The following is an 18234-nucleotide window of genomic DNA, read 5'->3' as shown; positions in this document are numbered from 1 at the left end:
CACACATAAATTTGTATCATTCACGATTTGGCAATAAAACTTCCATTTTCACTCTCGGAACGGCGTAATATTCCTTTTTAAAAGTCGATTTTTTACTATTTTTATACCATTCCTTACCTCGAAATCGTGTTATTACGATGTTTTTATCCGCATGTGTATGTACTAAACTCGGCTTTGTCACGTACAAACTCCCTTTTGGTTGTTTTTCTGTCGGATTAATCACTTCTACTCCAACAAAAATCCCTTTTTCCGGAAAAGGTAATCCATAATTTGATAAATCTACCCTAATTTTTTGCTGTTTTACGCCAGGTTTTATCAAAAATAATTCCTTTGAAAGCGTTTCTTTTGGAAAACCTCTGTCGTCCACGTTGTAAAAATTCAATCTGAAAAAGGCTTCAAGTTGTTCATAAAGCTCGTTCGTTTCTGACTTAAAATAGAGCGTAACAGCGGTTATTTGTCCCGATTTTCGTGTTTTATTCTCAATAAAAACCGCTTTTTCATATCCGAATGGAACAGAATTCAGAAAAACATCCTTTTTATGGAACGTCCCTACATCCGTTTTTTTTGCCTTTTGCAATTGTTTTTCTACCAAAACGACCTCTTCTAAAACTTCAGTTGCAGGCAATAAGTTTATTTTTTGCGTATATTTTCTGTTTTCAACATATTTTTCTAATGAAATAACCTTACTTTCATAACCTACAAACGATATTAATACGTTTTCAGACTCTTTTCTTGATATATCCAACTTAAAAAATCCATTTTCATCTGCTGAAACTCCAATATTTCTATCCAAAAAAGAAATATTTGCATACGGAAGCGGTTCTTGGGTCAGAGAATCAATAACAAAGCCTTCCAATGTTTGGCTATACATCGAAAAACTTATGATAAATAACAATATAATTCTCATTTATTCTTCAGAAAAAACGACTGTATTCTTCAATATACTTCTAATCTAACCCTTTTTCACGCTATTCTCAACTTTACAAATAGGTATCGGATTCATTTTATGCTGATTAGCTCGGTTTAGCCGTTGATAAATCTCGAAAACCTCTTTTTGTCTGTCTGAAAAATCATTGGCAGTTTTGCCGTTTTCGTGTTGTAACATTGCCCATTCGAGTTCGTCATAATTCGCTTTGAGTTGGTCTTCATCACTTCGGTCATCGCCAAAAAGCCCATCGGAAGGCTTCGCTTTCACGATAGATTCCACAACGCCTAAATAACGTGCCAACTCATAGACTTCGCTTTTCATCAAATCGGCAATCGGACTGACATCCACCCCGCCATCGCCATATTTCGTAAAAAATCCTACGCCAAAATCCTCAATTTTGTTGCCCGTTCCAACAACCAAACGTCCGTCCAAACCTGCAAAATAATACAGCGTAGTCATGCGAAGTCGAGAACGTGTGTTTGCCAATGCCATTTCATAGGAATGTTGGTCGGTGGTGGGAATTTGTTTTACAAACTGGTCAAAAACGGGTGTCAAATCTACTTGCAAATCAGTGATGTTACTGTATTTTTCTTTCAAAAAAGCGATATGTTCTTTAGCTCTACTCACGTGATTTTCTGCCTGATGTATTGGCAATTCCAAGCAAAGTGTCGGCACGCCCGTCTCGGCACAAAGCGTAGAAACCACCGCTGAATCAACGCCCCCAGAAATTCCGATGACGAAGCCTTTTACTTTGGCATTTTCGGCATAGGTCTTTAGCCAATGTACTATATGATTAGTAACTTTCTCTGCATTCATTTTTAATATTTTTAACATAAGATGTTTACAAATTCAAACACATATTTGAGTGCTTATCCCAAAAAAATAGGACATTTATCCGTAATATTTTTTACCTTTGCAACACAAGAAACAAATGTACGAAAAAAATATTCAGCGACAAGATATGACAAAATTTTTTCACAGTAGAGGCAAACTATTACTCACAGGAGAATATGCCGTTTTGGATGGAGCGTTGAGTTTAGCTTTCCCTACGCGTTTGGGACAATCCTTATGTATTTCGGAAACAAATCAAGGATTTTCGTGGAAAAGTTTTGACTTTCATAAAAAAGTATGGTTTGAACATCAGGAATTAACATTCAGTGATTTCGAGCAAAATACAACGCTTTCAACAACCGCCAAAACCTTGTTGAATATCTTAAAAACCGCCGTAGAGCTAAACCCTAACTTCGTCCCTCAACTAACTCATTGTCAAGTGGAAACATATTTAGAGTTCGAGCGTCAATGGGGTTTAGGAACGTCCTCTACGCTGATAAACAATGTAGCCCAATGGGCAGAAGTGAACCCATTTGAGTTGTTATTCAAAAGTTTTGGAGGTAGTGGCTATGACATCGCTTGTGCAATGCATAAAACCCCCATACTGTACAAACTGACGGAAAATCGCCCCAGCGCCTATCCGTTACAATTTTTACTGCCACAGACCGACCAGTTGTTTTTCGTATATCTGAATAAGAAACAAAATAGTAAGGAAGGTATCGCCCTATATAAATCCATCAAACGAAGTAAGAAAAACTTGGTAAGTCGCATTACAGAAATCACGGAAAATATTATCCGAACGACTTCACTATCTGATTTTTGCCAATTGATTGATAATCACGAGCAAATAATAGCCGATTTTCTCAAAATCCCCACGGTCAAAGAAACTCTTTTTCGAGATTTTTCAGGAAGTATCAAAAGTTTAGGAGCATGGGGAGGGGATTTTGTCTTGGCCGTGGGCGAACGAAACTACGTATTCGATTATTTCCACAAAAAAGGATTTTCAACAGTAGTTCCGTTTCAAGAAATGGTATATATAGAACCTTAAACAACAAATACATTTTCATGATTTGACATATAAAACACTAAAAAATCAACAGAATAATATAACCAATACCATAAATACTTATGACCACAGTTGTAAAATTTTTTGCATCGACTTTGTTGTTATCCTGCTTTTCAGCAAACTTACATGCACAAGACCAACCCTTTTTAGACCCTATTTTTGAAAATCCAGCGGTTCAGGAAATTAACCGTATGCCCATGCGTAGTCACTACCTGCCTTTTGAATCCTCAGAAAAGGCTGAAAAGAAAAACTACAAAGCCTCCAATCGATACATTGACCTGAACGGGAAATGGAATTTCCTTTGGAAAGAAGATTACAAACAATTACCAACGGACTTCTTTAAAACCGATTACAACGACAGTTCTTGGGACAAAATACAAGTGCCTTCCGTTTGGGAATTGAACGGTTATGGAACAGCAATTTATGTAAATGAAAAGTTCGAATTTGCAACAAAAAACCCAAATCCACCAGATGTCCCAGATGGAATCAATCAACCTGCGGGACTTTATCGTAAAGAATTTTCAATACCTTCGGATTGGAAAAATGAAAAGGTTTATCTTCACTTGGGAGCCGTAAAATCAGCTTTCAAATTATATGTAAATGGGAAATTTGTAGGTGTAGGTAAAGACAGTAAATTAGCTTCAGAGTTCGACATAACTGACTACGTTTCAGCGGGGAAAAATCAAATTGCGATGGAAGTTCGCCGATGGACAGATGGAAGTTTTTTAGAAGCTCAGGACATGTGGCGACTTTCAGGTATCACTCGCGATTGCTATGTATATGCACGTCCGAAAGTACATCTCTACGATATTGACGCTAAAACAGGACTTTCGAATGGATATACCGACGGAAAATTGGATTTGCTAGTACAAATTTGGAATGAAACTGATGAAAACAAAGGTAATTATCAGTTAGAAACTGCTATTTTCGACGATAAAAACCAAAAAATATGGCAAGAAACTAAAAACATTACCCAAATTCAACGAAAAAACAGCAAAACAGAGCTTTACTTTTCAGCTAACTTACCTCTGGTAAAGCAATGGAGTGCCGAAATACCAAACTTGTACCGCTTGGAAGTTCTACTTAGGGACGATAAAAATCAAATCAGCGAAGCAGTAAGTATGCACATCGGATTTAGAAGTATCGAAATCAAAGGTAGCGACTTACTGGTGAATGGAAAACGAATATTCATCAAAGGAGTAAATCGTCACGATACCGATCCTGTAACAGGACAGGTTATCAGTCGAGAAAGTATGGAAAAAGACATCCTACTGATGAAGCAATTGAATGTCAACAGTGTACGTACTTCACACTATCCTAACGACCCTTATTTCTATGAATTATGTGATAAATACGGGCTTTATGTGATGGACGAAGCCAACGTAGAAAGCCATGGTATGGGTTACAAACCAGAACGAACACTTGCCACTAACACCGCATGGGAAGAAGCTCATAAACAGCGAATTATGCGAATGTATCAACGAGACAAAAACCACCCAAGCATTATTATTTGGAGTTTAGGCAACGAGGCAGGGAACGGTTGGAATTTCTACCAAGCTTATAAAATGCTAAAAGCTCTTGATCCTCAAAGACCTATACACCACGAACTAGCTCACTATGATTGGAATACTGACATAGAATCACGAATGTATCGTCGTATCCCATTCCTGATTGACTACGGTTTGTCTCACCCAAAAAAGCCATTTCTACTCTGCGAATACGCTCACGCAATGGGTAACAGCATTGGGAATTTTAAAGAATATTGGGATGTTTTTGAGAGCTATCCCGGTTTGCAAGGTGGCTATATCTGGGATTGGATGGATCAAGGTATTTACAAGAAAAATGCTTCAGGAAAAACCATCTTGGCATATGGCGGCGACTTTGGTGATAAAAACACACCCAGCGACAATAACTTCTTGATTAATGGAGTAATCGCATCGGACAGAACCTTTCATCCTCATAGTTATGAGGTCAGAAAGGTGTACCAAGAAATTGGATTTTCCTTTGAAAAAGATAAATTAATGGTTCAAAACAAATATTTTTTCCGTGATTTATCGAACTTCGAATTCAGCTGGACTCTTTTAAGAAATGGAACTCCTATAAACCAAGGCAAATTAGATAACATTAACGTACTACCACGACAAAAAGGAGTTTTCCCGTTGGTAATCAGAGAAAAATTGACAAAAAAAGGGAAAAACACACAGGAAATTAACAGATTAGTATCCGAAATCGTAAAAAATGACCCAGAGAATGAATACTACTTACAGATCGAAGCTAAATTGAAATCTGATGAAGGTATTTTAACTGCCAACACCTCATTGGCTTTTGCCGAATTTCCATTAAACACCTACAAAAAACCTGTATATCAAGTAGATAATAACATCATTACTACCGAACAAACAGACAAAGAAATAACACTATCAAACAGAAATTTCAAAGCAACCATTTCTAAAGAAAAAGGAAGATTGGTATATCACCAAACTAATGGAAAAGAAAACATTTCAGGGGAAGGGCTTTACCTAAACCTCTGGCGACCAGCTACTGACAATGATTTTGGAGCTGGTTTACAAAAAAAGTTAAAAGACTTAAGATACGCTGATAAAGATGCAAAAATTGAAAAAATAACGCTTTCGGACGCTGAAAATGGACAAAAGCAAGTGAAAATACATAAATTTTTGATAGAAAACAGCATTAAATTCACTCAAACATTGACTTTTGACGGAAAAGGAAGCGTTTTAGTAGAAAATACATTTGTTCCTTTGAAGGAAAGCGACAGATTAACTTTCAAAATAGGAAACCACGTTACTCTTTCAAAAGATTTTACAAATCTCGAATGGTACGGACGAGGACCTTGGGAAAGCTATGAAGATCGTCAGACCTCGGCTTTTGTAGGACTTTACAAAGGAAGTATCGACGAACAATACCACCCGTATGTACGACCACAAGAATCGGGGAATAAAACCCAAGTGCGATATGCAAAATTACTGCGTAAAGATGGCAGTGGAATTCTTGTCCAAAGCGAAGAAAAATTCGTGAATATCAATGCATTACCCTATAGTCCTGCATCACTTTACCCTGGAGAAGAAAAACAACAAACACATTCCGAAGAATTGGAAAAAGATCAACACATACATTTAGACGTTGATTATCAGCAGTTAGGTGTAGGAGGCGATAACAGCTGGGGTAATTTACCAATGGCACAGTATCTGCTTTATTTACACAGACCTTACAGTTATTCTTATCGTATTATACCTGTAAAATAAGAACTCTCGGTTTTTTATAGGATATAAACATCAAATTGGGGTAGCATGTTTTAAAAACACGCCGAGATGAGGCATTTGCCTCATCTCGGCGTGTTCTTCAATTGAACCCAATAAAATCTACAAAATATAATCCGTGTTCATAAAGTTTGAAACCCCTGTTCGTAGGAGATTTTCTACAATTTTATTGTTATAATCATCATCCCGTGATGCTACAAAAGTACGTATTGAAAATGAACGCAATGCATCGTGAACACTCAAAGTTCCTACCGCAGAATCCTTACGACCCGTAAACGGAAAAACATCTGGACCTCGCTGACACAGACTATTGATATTCACACGACAAACCAAATTCACTAAATTGTCAATCAAAGGTGAAAGCTCATAAGCATCCTCCCCGAAAAGACTGATTTGCTGTCCGTATTTTGAATTAGCAATCTCATCTAAAATTTCGTTGATGTGCGAAAAAGATTTGATTGGCACTAATGGGCCGAATTGTTCCTCTGAAAACACACGCATATCGGTTGAAACGGGGTATAAAACTGCAGGGAAAATATAATTTTCAGAGCGTTCTCCTCCTCTTTGATTAACAATCTTAGCTCCTTTTGAAATAGCATCATCTATCAGTTCTTGGATGTAGGCAGGTTTTTCCTTCTCAGGCAATGGAGTAAGAGTTACATCTTTATCCCAAGGATTTCCATAGACCAACTCATCCACTTTTTTAGAAAATTCTTTGATGAATTTATCTTTAATTTTCTTGTGTACATATATGATTTTCAGAGCAGTACAACGTTGCCCATTGAAAGACAAAGCTCCCTTCACACATTCTTCAACGGCTAATTCTAAATTAGCATCAGGTAACACTACTCCTGGGTTTTTCGCTTCCAACCCGAACACTAATCGCAATCGGTTTTTATTAGGGTGTAAATCTTGTAGTGCGATAGCAGTTTTACTATTTCCAATAAGTGCTAACACATCCACACGACCACTTCGCATAATGGGCGGAGCTACCGTTCTACCGCGTCCGTACAAGATATTTATAACTCCACGAGGGAAACTGTTTTTGAAAGCCTCTAACAACGGAGCAAATAACAAAACTCCATGTTTTGCTGGTTTGAAAATAACGGTGTTACCCATAATCACAGCAGGAATCAGTAACGCAAAAGTTTCGTTCAGTGGATAGTTGTAAGGCCCTAAACAAAACACCACTCCCAAAGGCCCACGACGAATATGAGCATAAATACCATCTCTTTTTTCAAAACGAGAGGAATCTCGATCGAGGTTTTTATATTCCTCTATTGTGTCGTAAATATACTGTATCGTCCTATCAAACTCTTTGCGAGAATCTTCCAAACTTTTCCCAATCTCCCACATCATTAGTTTCACGACCTCATCGCGTTTGGTTGCCATCTGCTTGACAAATTTTTCCATAAATTGAATTCGGTCTTTCACTTTCATGGTTGGCCACAAACCTTTCCCTTTGCTGTAAGCCTCGCATGATGAATACAATAGCTCTAAAGCCTCTTCTTCTCCCATATTGGGAACACTCCCCAAAAATGTGGGCTCATAGTTTTCGGTCGATGAAATGGTGGAGTAAACATCTGTCATGGCTCCTTCCCATTTGCGTAATTCCCCATTTGCCAAATAAATATCTTGATGCAAAGGCTCGACACGAAACTCTTCAGGAATTTCTCTAAATTTTTTCATTCTATATTAATCTGTTTAATAATTTAAAGCATTACACTCTGCCTTTTAGCGAGTTAAACACCCATGCGATGGCTAAAAAACCTATCCCTACAGTAGCAAAACCTATTCCTGCTACTTCGTTGTATTTAAAAATCCCCAAACCAATGAGAATCAACCCCATAACAACCATAATCAAAGTGGCATATCCTAAAATAGTATTTTTATTCATTGTCATAACTGCAAAATTAATGGATTGCAACTGCAAAAGTCGTTCTTTATTTTGAAAAAACAAACTTAATTTTAGGGTATTTTAATTAGGTTAAACTCCTGAAATATTTTTTAGAATTTATTATGATTAAAACCACATAGTAACATAGAGTTCTATCCTATATTTCTCTTTAATATTGATTATATTTTTTTTGTAACTTTAGAGACACATCAAACAATTAACTTTTTTATTTTCAGTGATTTATATTATTTCTAAAAACATTTTACAAAAATTATTTTCCTATTACAGCAAAAAACATTATCTTAGCGAAAATCATACGAAGATAAATGTCATTTAAAGTTTTTTTTCTGACAGATTTCTAAGCTACGAGAAATTTCTTCATAGGAAAATAGTGCAAAATATAATGTTCTAAAAATCAGTCCATTAAATTAAAATCATAGGATCGGTTGCGTTCATGTTTAAGTGGTACGATAAAATTTTTAACTATGGAAACACTACCTATTTTATTTGGAATATCAATATTACTTTTGTTAGGCTTTATTGTGTTCGTAAAGTATAAAGTCCGCGTTCACTTGGTTTATAATAAGAATATTACAAACAAATCGTTTTATATTTGGGTACCTTTTGCCGATGTGTACTACTATTTTAGATATATTTTCGGAAAGAAAACGTTTTTTTGAATTTAAATTGCGAGATTTTACTATAATCTCGCAATTTTATTTCTCTTCTATATAATAAATTTCTATTGCTAAATTACCTCCTTCGAGTTTGTGCCAACCTTTATTTTCTGGATTTAGGTATATTTCCTTTCGTTTGTTCATGTGTCCTAAAATCCTGTAATTTGTTGATTTTTTGTTTGTATCTTCAGTTTTTTTCAGTGCAACAAAGAAATTTTCACAGAATTTAGGTGATAAATCTTCGATATTTATTTCCAATTTATTTTTCCTAACAGACTCAAATAATAGTGTTTGACTATGCAATTTTTTATCAGGAAGTCCGTTTTCACCTACTGAAAAAAATGCTAATTCAAAGGTTGCTTTCGTGTCGTAATTTTTCTCTATTTTTTCTATAAAGAACACTATTTTCTTGATTATAAAACACTTATCTACTTTAATTTCATTAGCAAAAAACGTATTATAATAGCTTCCTATGCTGTAATTTTTTCTTCCCTTAGTAGCCATTTTATTTAATTTTTCTTTTTGAAATTGTGTTACCACGACTTCACTAAGAAAAATAGTGTCATTTTCTACGGTATTTTGTGCTGTTGAAAGGCAAAAACCGCATATAATAAGCAAATATGTAATTGATTTTTTCATATAGTACATGTTCAGAGAAGTAATTCAAGTAGATTCTCAAATTATTCCTATAATAAACTTAAATTGACTCACTATGTCCTTACCGGAGGAAAGATAAATGTCCATTTCTGTATGTTTATAAACTGTAAACAAAAAAATATTTTTTGGGTAGTTCTTAGTATACGCTGACCAATATCAACATGTTTTTTGAGCAGTTTCTTTATGAAACCAAAATCTTTGCTTCTTGTTTTAAAAAGAGTAAAAGTAACAATACTTATGAACAATAATTTTAAAACTCGTTGCGAATATAAATATATTTTTAACACCGACAAACTGTACTCCATTTTTTGTAACGCATTCCTGTCAACATATAATTATCATATTTTCAAAACTTTATGATTTTTTAAAATTTCTAATAATCAATTACTTATTGTTTTGTAAAACATTTTACAAAATAATTTTCCTATTACAGCAAAAAACATTATCTTGGCGGAAATTATACGAAGATAAATGTCATTTAAAGGTTTTTCTGACAGATTTCTAAGCTACGAGAAGTTTCTTCATAGGAAAATAGTGCAAAAATATGATATACTAAAATCTCATTGTTGATATATCTCCATAAGTGAATAACAAATCTTCAAAAAATCAGTGAGATAACTAATTTATAACATACTTTTATATGAAAACAAATTCTCAAAGATGGTTTTTGGCAGGAAGTATTTTCTGTTTTTGTTACTTTGTATTTTTACTGTTAATTAACTATCATTCACTAAATAATGAAATAATGGTTGGTTCTGTTAGCTTTTTCGGTGAACTACTGACCATTCCATTGATTTTATTTCTTTTATTTATGTTTACTTTTAGTTTAATAAAAGTAATAAAAAAAGATAATAGCTTTAGACTTATATTTATTATTAACCTGATAACCATAGTGTTATTAATTTCGTCTACTTTTTATAATTAATTCCATTCATGGAATTGCGAGATTTTACGATAATCTCGCAATTTTTACTTTTACGAAAAAGTTTTTCAGAATTATGAAGGTAATGAAAAATAAGCGTCTGTTATTAAAAGAATTTTTGTGATTTTAGTAACTATCCTTTTTGCCATAAAAGGAATTGATGCTATTAAACGATTTATTGCAGGTTGTAAATCTGTAAGTTGCAATTGTTCACAGACCAAATGAAATGGCTTTAGTAATTTTTCTGTGAATTCAATTTTGAGTTCCCTAAATAGAAAATCTTTTGTTTTGAAGGGAGAAAGTTTTTTTTACTTTCTCTCTTTTTCTTTGGGCTAGCCCAAAGAAAAAGAGAGAAAAACTATCCCAAAAAATTGCACTTACTAATGGAATTTAAGAAGTTTACATCACAAAAATTTCAAGTGACCCTTTTTATTTTTACTTTTGCAGAAACATAAGTACCTTTTATACCTTAAAGAATGAAAACACACAAAAATAAAACTCTTACTATAACTACTGTTGGATTTGCCTTATTTGCTATGTTTTTTGGAGCTGGAAACTTGATTTTACCTCCTTTCATAGGACTTCAATCAGGCGATGAATGGCTAATGGCATTGGTAGGATTTTTCCTAACAGCCATTTTAGCTCCTTTTCTTGGTGTACTTGTTATTTCAAAATCAGGACTTTCGTTTACGGATTTGGGATATAGAACTCATCCAAAGTTAATCAATGTGTTGGCAATACTAATCATCTTGTGTATCGGGCCGTTAGTAGCAATCCCACGCACAGGAGCCACTGTATTTGAAATTGGAGTGCAACCGTCTTTTCCTTCATTTAGCAATGTTGTTTTCGCTATTCTATTTTTTGGAACAGTATTTCTATTATCAATTTCAAAAACCAAAACAGTGGATATTATCGGTAAGTTTCTGACCCCTTTTTTATTACTATCGTTGGTAGTGTTAGTAGTTCTGGGAGTCATAAACCCTCCTGATGTCATTACTGAAAGCACAATGACCGCAACCGAGGTTTTTTCTTTCGGATTTGTTGAAGGTTACCAAACATTAGATGTACTAGCATCGGTAATTTTTGCAGGAGTCATAATTGAAGCTGTTATTGACAAAGGGTTCTCTTCTGAGAATGAACGAAGTAGGATAACACTTGCCGCAGGACTGGTGTCTACTATTTCATTGCTTCTCATCTATGGAGGATTAATTTACTTGGGAGCTACAACCGATTTTCCAATGCAAGATAACAGTACCCGTACGCAATTGCTATTGCACATTTCCTCCTCCATCTTGGGAGAAAAAGGAACTTTCGTAGTAGCTATTGCTATTGCTTTCGCGTGTTTAACCACGGCAATTGCATTGACTACGGCCACTGGAAGCATTTTTGAAAAAATATCACACGGGAAAATACCTTATCGTTTGAGCGTTATTCTTTGCACACTGATTTCGGTAGTCTTATCCATTAACGGAGTAGATGCTATTATAAAATATGCTGTCAACATATTATTGTTCATCTACCCGATTGTCTTTGCATTAATACTATATTTATTACTTTTTGGTCGATACGTAAAAATACGACAACCCTACGTAGCAAGTATCATTACTACCGCTATCGTTTCTTTAATTTCCGTAGGAATCAATTTGGATATGCAAAAAGAGTTGTTAAGCACTCTAAAATCCTATTTACCATTACAGGAATATAGCTTAGAATGGTTATTACCATCCTTAATAGCTTTTGTCTTTGGAACTGCTTTGGATCGAAATCAAAATTAAAAAAGTAGATAGAAAAATGCTTTTTCGTACTTTATCGAAATTTTATGACAAACCGTAGGACTCCTGTCAAAGTTTTTATTTTAAATTTTCAAGTTCTAGTTGCTCAACAATCTTTCGGTCATTAGCCAAACGTTGTACTTTGTTTTGTCCTCCAAATTTACCACTTTGTTTCATATAACGTACGAATCCATCTTTGGCAACTTTAGTTATTTTCAAAGGTTGTAGTACCTTTCCTTGAATCAAATCGAAGTAATATGAATTCTTTTGCTGTAGGAAATTGTCTAATTTCGAGGCGAAATCTGCCATATTATCAGGTTCTTTTTCAAATTCGACAAACCATTCGTGATAAGGCAACTGATTTTCGGAAGGATTTACCTGTGGAGCTACCGTAAATTCGGACACCCGCACCTCCGTACCTTGAATAGATTGAATCATAGCTTCTTCAATTTCACTAGCGATGACATGTTCTCCAAAAGCCGAAATAAAATGTTTTATACGTCCCGAAACAATTATTCGATACGGATTTAAACTTGTAAACTGCACAGTATCACCAATATTATATGCCCAAAGCCCAGCATTGGTGGAAATAATCATCACATAATTTACATTCAGTTCTACCTCAGCTAAGGTCAGACGTTTTGGGTTTTCTGAAAAAAAATCGTCAGACTTGATAAATTCATAAAATATACCCGAATTGAGCAACAAAAGCATTCCTCTCTCAGTTTGCGTATCTTGAAAAGCAAAAAAGCCTTCGCTGGCAGGAAAAAGCTCAATACTATCGACCTTTCTTCCGATAAGATGTTCAAACTTTTGGCGATACGGCTCGTAATTGACCCCTCCATATACAAAAAGTGAAAAATTCTTAAACAAATCACCTATATTTTTACCTGATTTTTCTTTAAGTCGCTCAAAATACATCTGTACCCAAGGAGGAATACCGCTAATGAGGGTCATATTTTCGCTAATAGTTTCCTCAACAATAGCATCTACTTTGGTTTCCCAATCTTCGATACAGTTGGTTTCCCATGATGGAACACGGTTCTTTTGTAGATATTGAGGCACATAATGTGCCGAAATCCCTGATAGCCTACCTATTTTGATACCATTTTTTTCCTCTAAAACAGGACTTCCTTGTAAGAAAATCATTTTACCGTTAACGAAATTAGCTTTTTTGGTTTCGTGAATATAACACAAAAAAGCATCTCGTGCAGCTTGTACTTGATAGGGCATAGATTCTTTTGTGATTGGAATATACTTAGTTCCGCTGGTTGTACCCGAAGTTTTAGCAAAATAAAGTGGTTTTCCTCTCCAAAGCACATCTCTCTCGCCCGATATCAAACGCTGAATATAAGGTTTTAAGTCTTCATAATCTCGAACAGGCACCTTTTTAACGAAATCGGCATGGTCTTTTATATTTTCAAAATCATGATCTTTGCCAAAAGCAGTATGTTTTGCCCTACGAATAAGTTCCTCAAAGACGTTTTGCTGCGTTTCAATAGGCCTTTTTGCCCATTTGTCTATTTTTCTCTTAACAATAGACGCAAATAGTTTGGCTCCAAACGATTTTAGTGACATCCTACGTATTTATTTTATATTGGCAAAGATACGTATTTTTTTTTACCTATTAACACCTCACAGAAACAATTGATAGACAAGCAAATAGAAAAGATCTACCGTAAAAGTTAAAATCTTCATTTTAACCTTTACGGTAGTTCCAAATATCATTGCTTAGAAAAGTTTATATTCCCAACATATTTTTAGGGTCTAAGATTGTATCCAACTGCTCTTGCGAAAGCAATCCTTTTTCTAAAACCAAATCATAGACTGATTTACCTGTTTCTAAGGCTTCTTTGGCAATTTTCGTGCTGTTTTTGTAACCTATATGTGGATTCAACGCAGTAACGATACCGATACTATTTTTTACCATATTTAAACATACTTCACGATTAGCTGTAATGCCATCAATGCACTTGGTTCTGAGGGTCTCTATAGCTCGTTGCACAAAAACAATAGATTCTATAATCGACTGACATATAACAGGTTCCATTACATTCAATTGCAATTGACCAGCTTCAGCGGCAAAAGTAACCGTAAGGTCATTTCCGATAATCTTGTAACACACTTGGTTAACCACCTCGGGGATAACAGGATTTACTTTCCCCGGCATAATAGATGAACCAGGTTGCATCGGGGGTAAGTTAATTTCGTTTAATCCAGCACGTGGACCAGAAGAAAGTAAACGCAAATCGTTACATATTTTAGATAATTTAACTGCCATACGCTTCAATGCAGATGAGTAGATTACGTACGATCCAGTATCGGGAGTGGCTTCAACTAAATTCGACGCAGCTACGAATGCTTCTCCTGTCAAATCTGCTAATTTTTTAGCACATACAGCAGGAAATTCTTTGGGTGCATTGATACCCGTACCGATGGCAGTTCCTCCCATATTAATTTCTAAAAACAAATTAGCATTGTATTGCAAGCGAGTGATTTCCTCCTCCAACGTTGCGGCAAAAGCTTCAAACTCTTGTCCTAAAGTCATCGGCACAGCATCTTGCAACTGGGTTCGTCCCATTTTGATCACATCGGCAAATTCTACTCCCTTTTTACGGAATGAAGCTATCAATAATCTCAAATGCTCAATCAAGGTTTGATTCATTCGGATAATTGCCAATTTTATGGTAGTTGGGTAGGCATCGTTGGTTGATTGTGATAAATTTACATGGTCATTAGGAGAGCAATGCTGATAGTCTCCCAACCCATGTCCCATAATCTGTAAAGCTCGGTTTGCTATTACTTCATTCGCATTCATATTCACAGATGTACCAGCCCCTCCTTGAATCATATCCACAGGGAACTGATCGTGCATCTTGCCTTCGATTAATTCATTACACGCTTGAGAAATGACGTTCAACAACGAGTCACTTAACAATCCTAACTCGTGATTGGTTTGTGCAGCTGCCAGTTTCACATAAGCAATGGCACGGACAAACTCCGGAAAATCACTCATTTTACTTCCTGAAATATGGAAATTGTCAATAGCTCGTTGAGTTTGTACCCCATAATAGGCATCAAAAGGCACTTGTAAATCACCTAACAAATCAGATTCAGTTCTAAATTTTGACATATTTTCTTATTTTTTTATTAATCTATTTTTTTGAAATTTCATGTATCTATAACTTCGAGTGCTTCACTTTTATTTTATGCAATCATCTATTCTACCAATGGTTGCAAATAATCTTAAATATTTTGTTGTTAAAAAATCTTTTCCTAAAAAGATTGATTATCAAAAAGAAATAAGCGTACCGATTTGCTTTTGTACCTAAGAAAAACGATTAACATTAGAAATGATTAAACCTTATTTCGTGTAAAGATACTAAATATATTTGAATTAAATTGAAAATTATTTTGTCTTTTTTGAAAGGATCTACTATTTTTGTAGCAGATGTATTTCTCACATAAACCGAAATCAAATGAAACTATTTAATAATCTTCTATTTAGAGTGTTTATTGCCATTATCATTGGTATTCTTGTAGGCTCATATGCCCCTGAATGGTATAATCGTTTGTTTGTGACATTCAACAAGCTATTCGGAAGTTTCTTAGGATTTTCTATTCCTCTTATTATCATGGGATTGGTAATGCCTGCTATTGCTGAATTGGGTAAAAATGCAGGACGACTGCTCTTTATGACAGTAATCATAGCCTACTCATTTACTTTATTTTCAGGATTTTCTACTTTTTTTGTAGGGAAAATAGTCTTTCCAAAACTATCAGGAGAAAGTCCAACCGTAAATACAGAAGTTGTTGAGCGTACATTAACTCCTTTTTTCACGCTCGACATTCCGCCAATTCTGGATGTGATGAGTGCTTTGGTACTGGCTTTTATGATCGGAATTGGGTTATCACTAAAAAGTAACTCAACGTTAGGGGGTGTACTTAAAGATTTTAAAGACATCATTGTACTGGTAATTGAAAAAGTGATTATTCCATTATTACCGATCTATATCATGAGTATATTTTCTGAAATAGCCTACAGCGAGAAGGTTGCTTCTGTAATGGGGCTATTTTTTAAAATCATCGGAATCATTTTTGTGATGCACATTGCTTTGTTGCTACTTCAATTTTTACTAGCGGGAATTATCTCTAAAAAAAATCCATTGAAGGCTTTATTGACCATGATGCCTGCATATGCCACAGCATTGGGAACACAATCATCAGCAGCAACCATTCCTGTAACTTTACAACAAGTAATCAAATTGGGGGTTTCGGAACGAATAGCTGGTTTTGTTGTGCCTTTGTGTGCCGCTATTCACCTTTCGGGAAGCACCATGAAAATCACAGCCTGCGCCATGGCATTAATGTTGATGAACGGACAAACGGTTAGTATTGATCTATTCGCGGGATTCATTATGATGTTGGGAGTTATTATGGTTGCCGCCCCTGGCGTTCCAGGCGGTGCTATTATGGCTGCTTTAGCTATACTACAATCAATACTTGGTTTCGATGCTCAGCAACAAGCACTGATGATCGCCCTGTACATTGCTATGGATAGTTTCGGGACTGCTTGTAACGTTACTGGTGATGGGGCAGTATCCTTAATAGTCAATAAATTAAGTAGCAGACAAGTCGGTGAATAACCGACATTTACCAACTCACACCATTCTAAATATTTCTAATCTACGGATTCCAGAAATCACTGTTCTTTATATTAGATTTTTTAGGATCAAAAATTGGATTTTTTATGCCTTTTTTCCTTTGAGAAACATAATCTTTCCAAACGCGGATAACCACACCGCTGAGTAGCAAAATAGCAACTACATTGACCCATGCCATGAGCCCTACACCAATATCCCCAACAGTCCATGCCAATTTAGCTTCTTTAATTGCTCCCATATACACTCCATAGAGGAAACCGATACGCAAAATCCAAATATAAAGTTGAGCATTTCGTTTCCCTTTGAAAATGTAAGCGATATTAGTTTCAGCATAGTAGTAGTATGCCAAAATAGTAGTAAAAGCAAAAAAGAAGAGTGCAAGTGCCACAAAATGACTTCCGATAACTGGAAAATGAATATTCAACGCCTCTTGTGTAAAAAAACTATATTCCACAGAAGGAATCTTTTCGACGATGGCTATTTCTGTTTTTTCATTAATTACGTTGTACTTTCCTGTGAAAAGTATCATAAAAGCAGTTGCAGTACAAATGAAAAGCGTATCAACGTAAACGGAAAATGCCTGTACCAATCCTTGTTCCACAGGGTGTTTTACTTCGGATGCAGCTGCGGCGTGTGGTGCTGTTCCCTGTCCCGCTTCGTTAGAATAAATACCACGCTTTACACCCCATGCGATTGCCGAACCTGTTATACCTGCGTAAATAGACTCGCTACTGAATGCAGCATCAATTATTAACATAAAAACATCGGGAATTTGTGAAAAATGCATACCTATAATGATCAAAACCATCACAATGTAACTAACCGCCATAAAAGGCACTATGATTTGCGTTACTTTACCCAAACGTTTCACACCTCCAAAGATAATAATCGAAACCAGAATAATGATTGCCACGCCTACTGTATGAACTTCATATCCAGCTATGTTTACATTTGGAATCTGTACAGATTGATTCAGGGAGGTTACAATACTATTACTTTGAATACCTGGTAACAAAAAACCACAACTGAGAATTGCCACCAAAGCAAAAAACACAGCATACCACTTGATTCCCAATCCTTTTTCGATATAGTAAGCAGGGCCTCCACGGTATTGTCCTTTGATTTCTTGTTTGTAAACCTGACCAAGCGTAGCCTCTGCAAATGCCGAAGTAGCACCCAAAAGAGCAATCACCCACATCCAAAAAACTGCCCCTGGCCCACCAAAAGAGATTGCCGATGCAACTCCGATAATATTCCCCGTACCTACACGTCCTGAAATTGCCAACGAAAACGCTTGAAATGGCGATATACCTTGTGCCGAATTACCTCCGCTAAAAAGCAAACGAACCATACTTTTTAGATAACGAAACTGCAAAAAACCTGTGCGAATCGTGAAATACACTCCCGAAAAGATACATAAACCAATTAAGGCATACGACCAAACATATCCACTGATAATTTCAAAATATTTTTCCATAGACTTTTCTTTAAGTTCGGAGCCTTTAAACTCGACATTTGTTGTTAAGGAAATTCAACTCTATC

12 protein-coding genes are annotated in these 18234 nt (G+C 35.5%); 4 read left to right on the top strand and 8 right to left on the bottom strand.

Annotated elements, in window-relative coordinates; genetic code table 11:
• Positions 1–16: 16 nt before the first annotated feature.
• Both CGC49_RS06525 and nadE read right to left on the bottom strand, forming a co-directional pair.
• A complete protein-coding gene (locus tag CGC49_RS06525; protein ID WP_095912177.1) occupies positions 17–907 on the bottom strand; it encodes a carboxypeptidase-like regulatory domain-containing protein in 891 nt (296 codons plus the stop codon).
• A 45-nt stretch (positions 908–952) separates the two neighbouring features.
• Positions 953–1744, bottom strand: a complete 792-nt coding sequence (gene nadE / locus CGC49_RS06520) for an NAD(+) synthase (RefSeq protein WP_095912176.1) — start codon at positions 1742–1744, stop codon at positions 953–955.
• A 145-nt stretch (positions 1745–1889) separates the two neighbouring features.
• Here nadE and CGC49_RS06515 point away from each other — a divergent pair, with 145 nt between their 5' ends.
• Both CGC49_RS06515 and CGC49_RS06510 read left to right on the top strand, forming a co-directional pair.
• Positions 1890–2807 (top strand): GYDIA family GHMP kinase, encoded by a 918-nt coding sequence (locus CGC49_RS06515; RefSeq protein ID WP_095912722.1) that lies wholly within the window; start codon positions 1890–1892, stop codon positions 2805–2807.
• A gap of 209 nt (positions 2808–3016) precedes the next feature.
• Positions 3017–6088 carry a glycoside hydrolase family 2 TIM barrel-domain containing protein gene (locus CGC49_RS06510; protein WP_095912721.1) on the top strand — a complete coding sequence of 1024 codons (3072 nt, stop codon included), beginning with the start codon at positions 3017–3019 and terminating at the stop codon, positions 6086–6088.
• Between the two features lie 117 nt (positions 6089–6205).
• Here the strand turns inward: CGC49_RS06510 and CGC49_RS06505 are convergent, their stop codons facing one another.
• The 3 genes from CGC49_RS06505 to CGC49_RS06490 all read right to left on the bottom strand — a co-directional run bounded on the left by CGC49_RS06505 (position 6206) and on the right by CGC49_RS06490 (position 9316).
• Positions 6206–7792: an NADP-dependent glyceraldehyde-3-phosphate dehydrogenase gene (locus CGC49_RS06505; RefSeq protein ID WP_042006359.1), complete on the bottom strand. Its 1587-nt coding sequence runs from the start codon at positions 7790–7792 to the stop codon at positions 6206–6208.
• Positions 7793–7823: 31 nt separating this feature from the next.
• Complete coding sequence (locus CGC49_RS06500) at positions 7824–8000, bottom strand: CAL67264 family membrane protein (RefSeq protein WP_182859263.1); 177 nt, start codon at positions 7998–8000, stop codon at positions 7824–7826.
• A gap of 716 nt (positions 8001–8716) precedes the next feature.
• Entirely contained in the window at positions 8717–9316 is a 600-nt protein-coding gene (locus CGC49_RS06490; RefSeq protein WP_157909010.1) for a hypothetical protein, read from the bottom strand.
• Between the two features lie 1416 nt (positions 9317–10732).
• Between CGC49_RS06490 and brnQ the strand changes: the two genes are divergently transcribed.
• Positions 10733–12031, top strand: coding sequence for a branched-chain amino acid transport system II carrier protein (gene brnQ / locus CGC49_RS06485; RefSeq protein ID WP_095912174.1), 1299 nt, complete (start codon positions 10733–10735; stop codon positions 12029–12031).
• 75 nt (positions 12032–12106) lie between these two features.
• On the opposite strand, the gene CGC49_RS06480 is transcribed toward brnQ, so the two are convergent.
• Positions 12107–13606 carry a GH3 auxin-responsive promoter family protein gene (locus CGC49_RS06480; protein WP_095912173.1) on the bottom strand — a complete coding sequence of 500 codons (1500 nt, stop codon included), beginning with the start codon at positions 13604–13606 and terminating at the stop codon, positions 12107–12109.
• A gap of 163 nt (positions 13607–13769) precedes the next feature.
• Positions 13770–15161 (bottom strand): aspartate ammonia-lyase, encoded by a 1392-nt coding sequence (gene aspA / locus CGC49_RS06475; RefSeq protein ID WP_095912172.1) that lies wholly within the window; start codon positions 15159–15161, stop codon positions 13770–13772.
• Between the two features lie 346 nt (positions 15162–15507).
• On the opposite strand from aspA, the gene CGC49_RS06470 reads away from it, so the two are divergent.
• On the top strand, positions 15508–16674 hold the full coding sequence (locus tag CGC49_RS06470; RefSeq protein ID WP_095893768.1) for a dicarboxylate/amino acid:cation symporter: 1167 nt from the start codon (positions 15508–15510) through the stop codon (positions 16672–16674).
• A 40-nt stretch (positions 16675–16714) separates the two neighbouring features.
• Here the strand turns inward: CGC49_RS06470 and CGC49_RS06465 are convergent, their stop codons facing one another.
• A complete protein-coding gene (locus tag CGC49_RS06465) occupies positions 16715–18169 on the bottom strand; it encodes a sodium:alanine symporter family protein (protein ID WP_042009626.1) in 1455 nt (484 codons plus the stop codon).
• Positions 18170–18234 lie beyond the last annotated feature (65 nt).

The organism is Capnocytophaga sp. H4358, from assembly GCF_002302515.1.
Classification (GTDB): Bacteria; Bacteroidota; Bacteroidia; order Flavobacteriales; family Flavobacteriaceae; genus Capnocytophaga; species Capnocytophaga canis.
Note: the sequence above shows the minus strand (reverse complement) of the source record. Positions and strands in the feature narration are given on the sequence as shown.

Bases quoted from the DNA above. Each gene is read 5' to 3' on its own strand.
- CGC49_RS06465 (WP_042009626.1), bottom strand. From the start codon at position 18,169: ATGGAAAAATATTTTGAAATTATCAGTGGATATGTTTGGTCGTATGCC.
- CGC49_RS06500 (WP_182859263.1), bottom strand. From the start codon at position 8,000: ATGAATAAAAATACTATTTTAGGATATGCCACTTTGATTATGGTTGTT.
- CGC49_RS06510 (WP_095912721.1), top strand. From the start codon at position 3,017: ATGCCCATGCGTAGTCACTACCTGCCTTTTGAATCCTCAGAAAAGGCT.
- CGC49_RS06470 (WP_095893768.1), top strand. From the start codon at position 15,508: ATGAAACTATTTAATAATCTTCTATTTAGAGTGTTTATTGCCATTATC.
- CGC49_RS06515 (WP_095912722.1), top strand. From the start codon at position 1,890: ATGACAAAATTTTTTCACAGTAGAGGCAAACTATTACTCACAGGAGAA.
- CGC49_RS06490 (WP_157909010.1), bottom strand. From the start codon at position 9,316: ATGAAAAAATCAATTACATATTTGCTTATTATATGCGGTTTTTGCCTT.
- CGC49_RS06525 (WP_095912177.1), bottom strand. From the start codon at position 907: ATGAGAATTATATTGTTATTTATCATAAGTTTTTCGATGTATAGCCAA.
- brnQ (WP_095912174.1), top strand. From the start codon at position 10,733: ATGAAAACACACAAAAATAAAACTCTTACTATAACTACTGTTGGATTT.
- CGC49_RS06505 (WP_042006359.1), bottom strand. From the start codon at position 7,792: ATGAAAAAATTTAGAGAAATTCCTGAAGAGTTTCGTGTCGAGCCTTTG.
- CGC49_RS06480 (WP_095912173.1), bottom strand. From the start codon at position 13,606: ATGTCACTAAAATCGTTTGGAGCCAAACTATTTGCGTCTATTGTTAAG.
- aspA (WP_095912172.1), bottom strand. From the start codon at position 15,161: ATGTCAAAATTTAGAACTGAATCTGATTTGTTAGGTGATTTACAAGTG.
- nadE (WP_095912176.1), bottom strand. From the start codon at position 1,744: ATGAATGCAGAGAAAGTTACTAATCATATAGTACATTGGCTAAAGACC.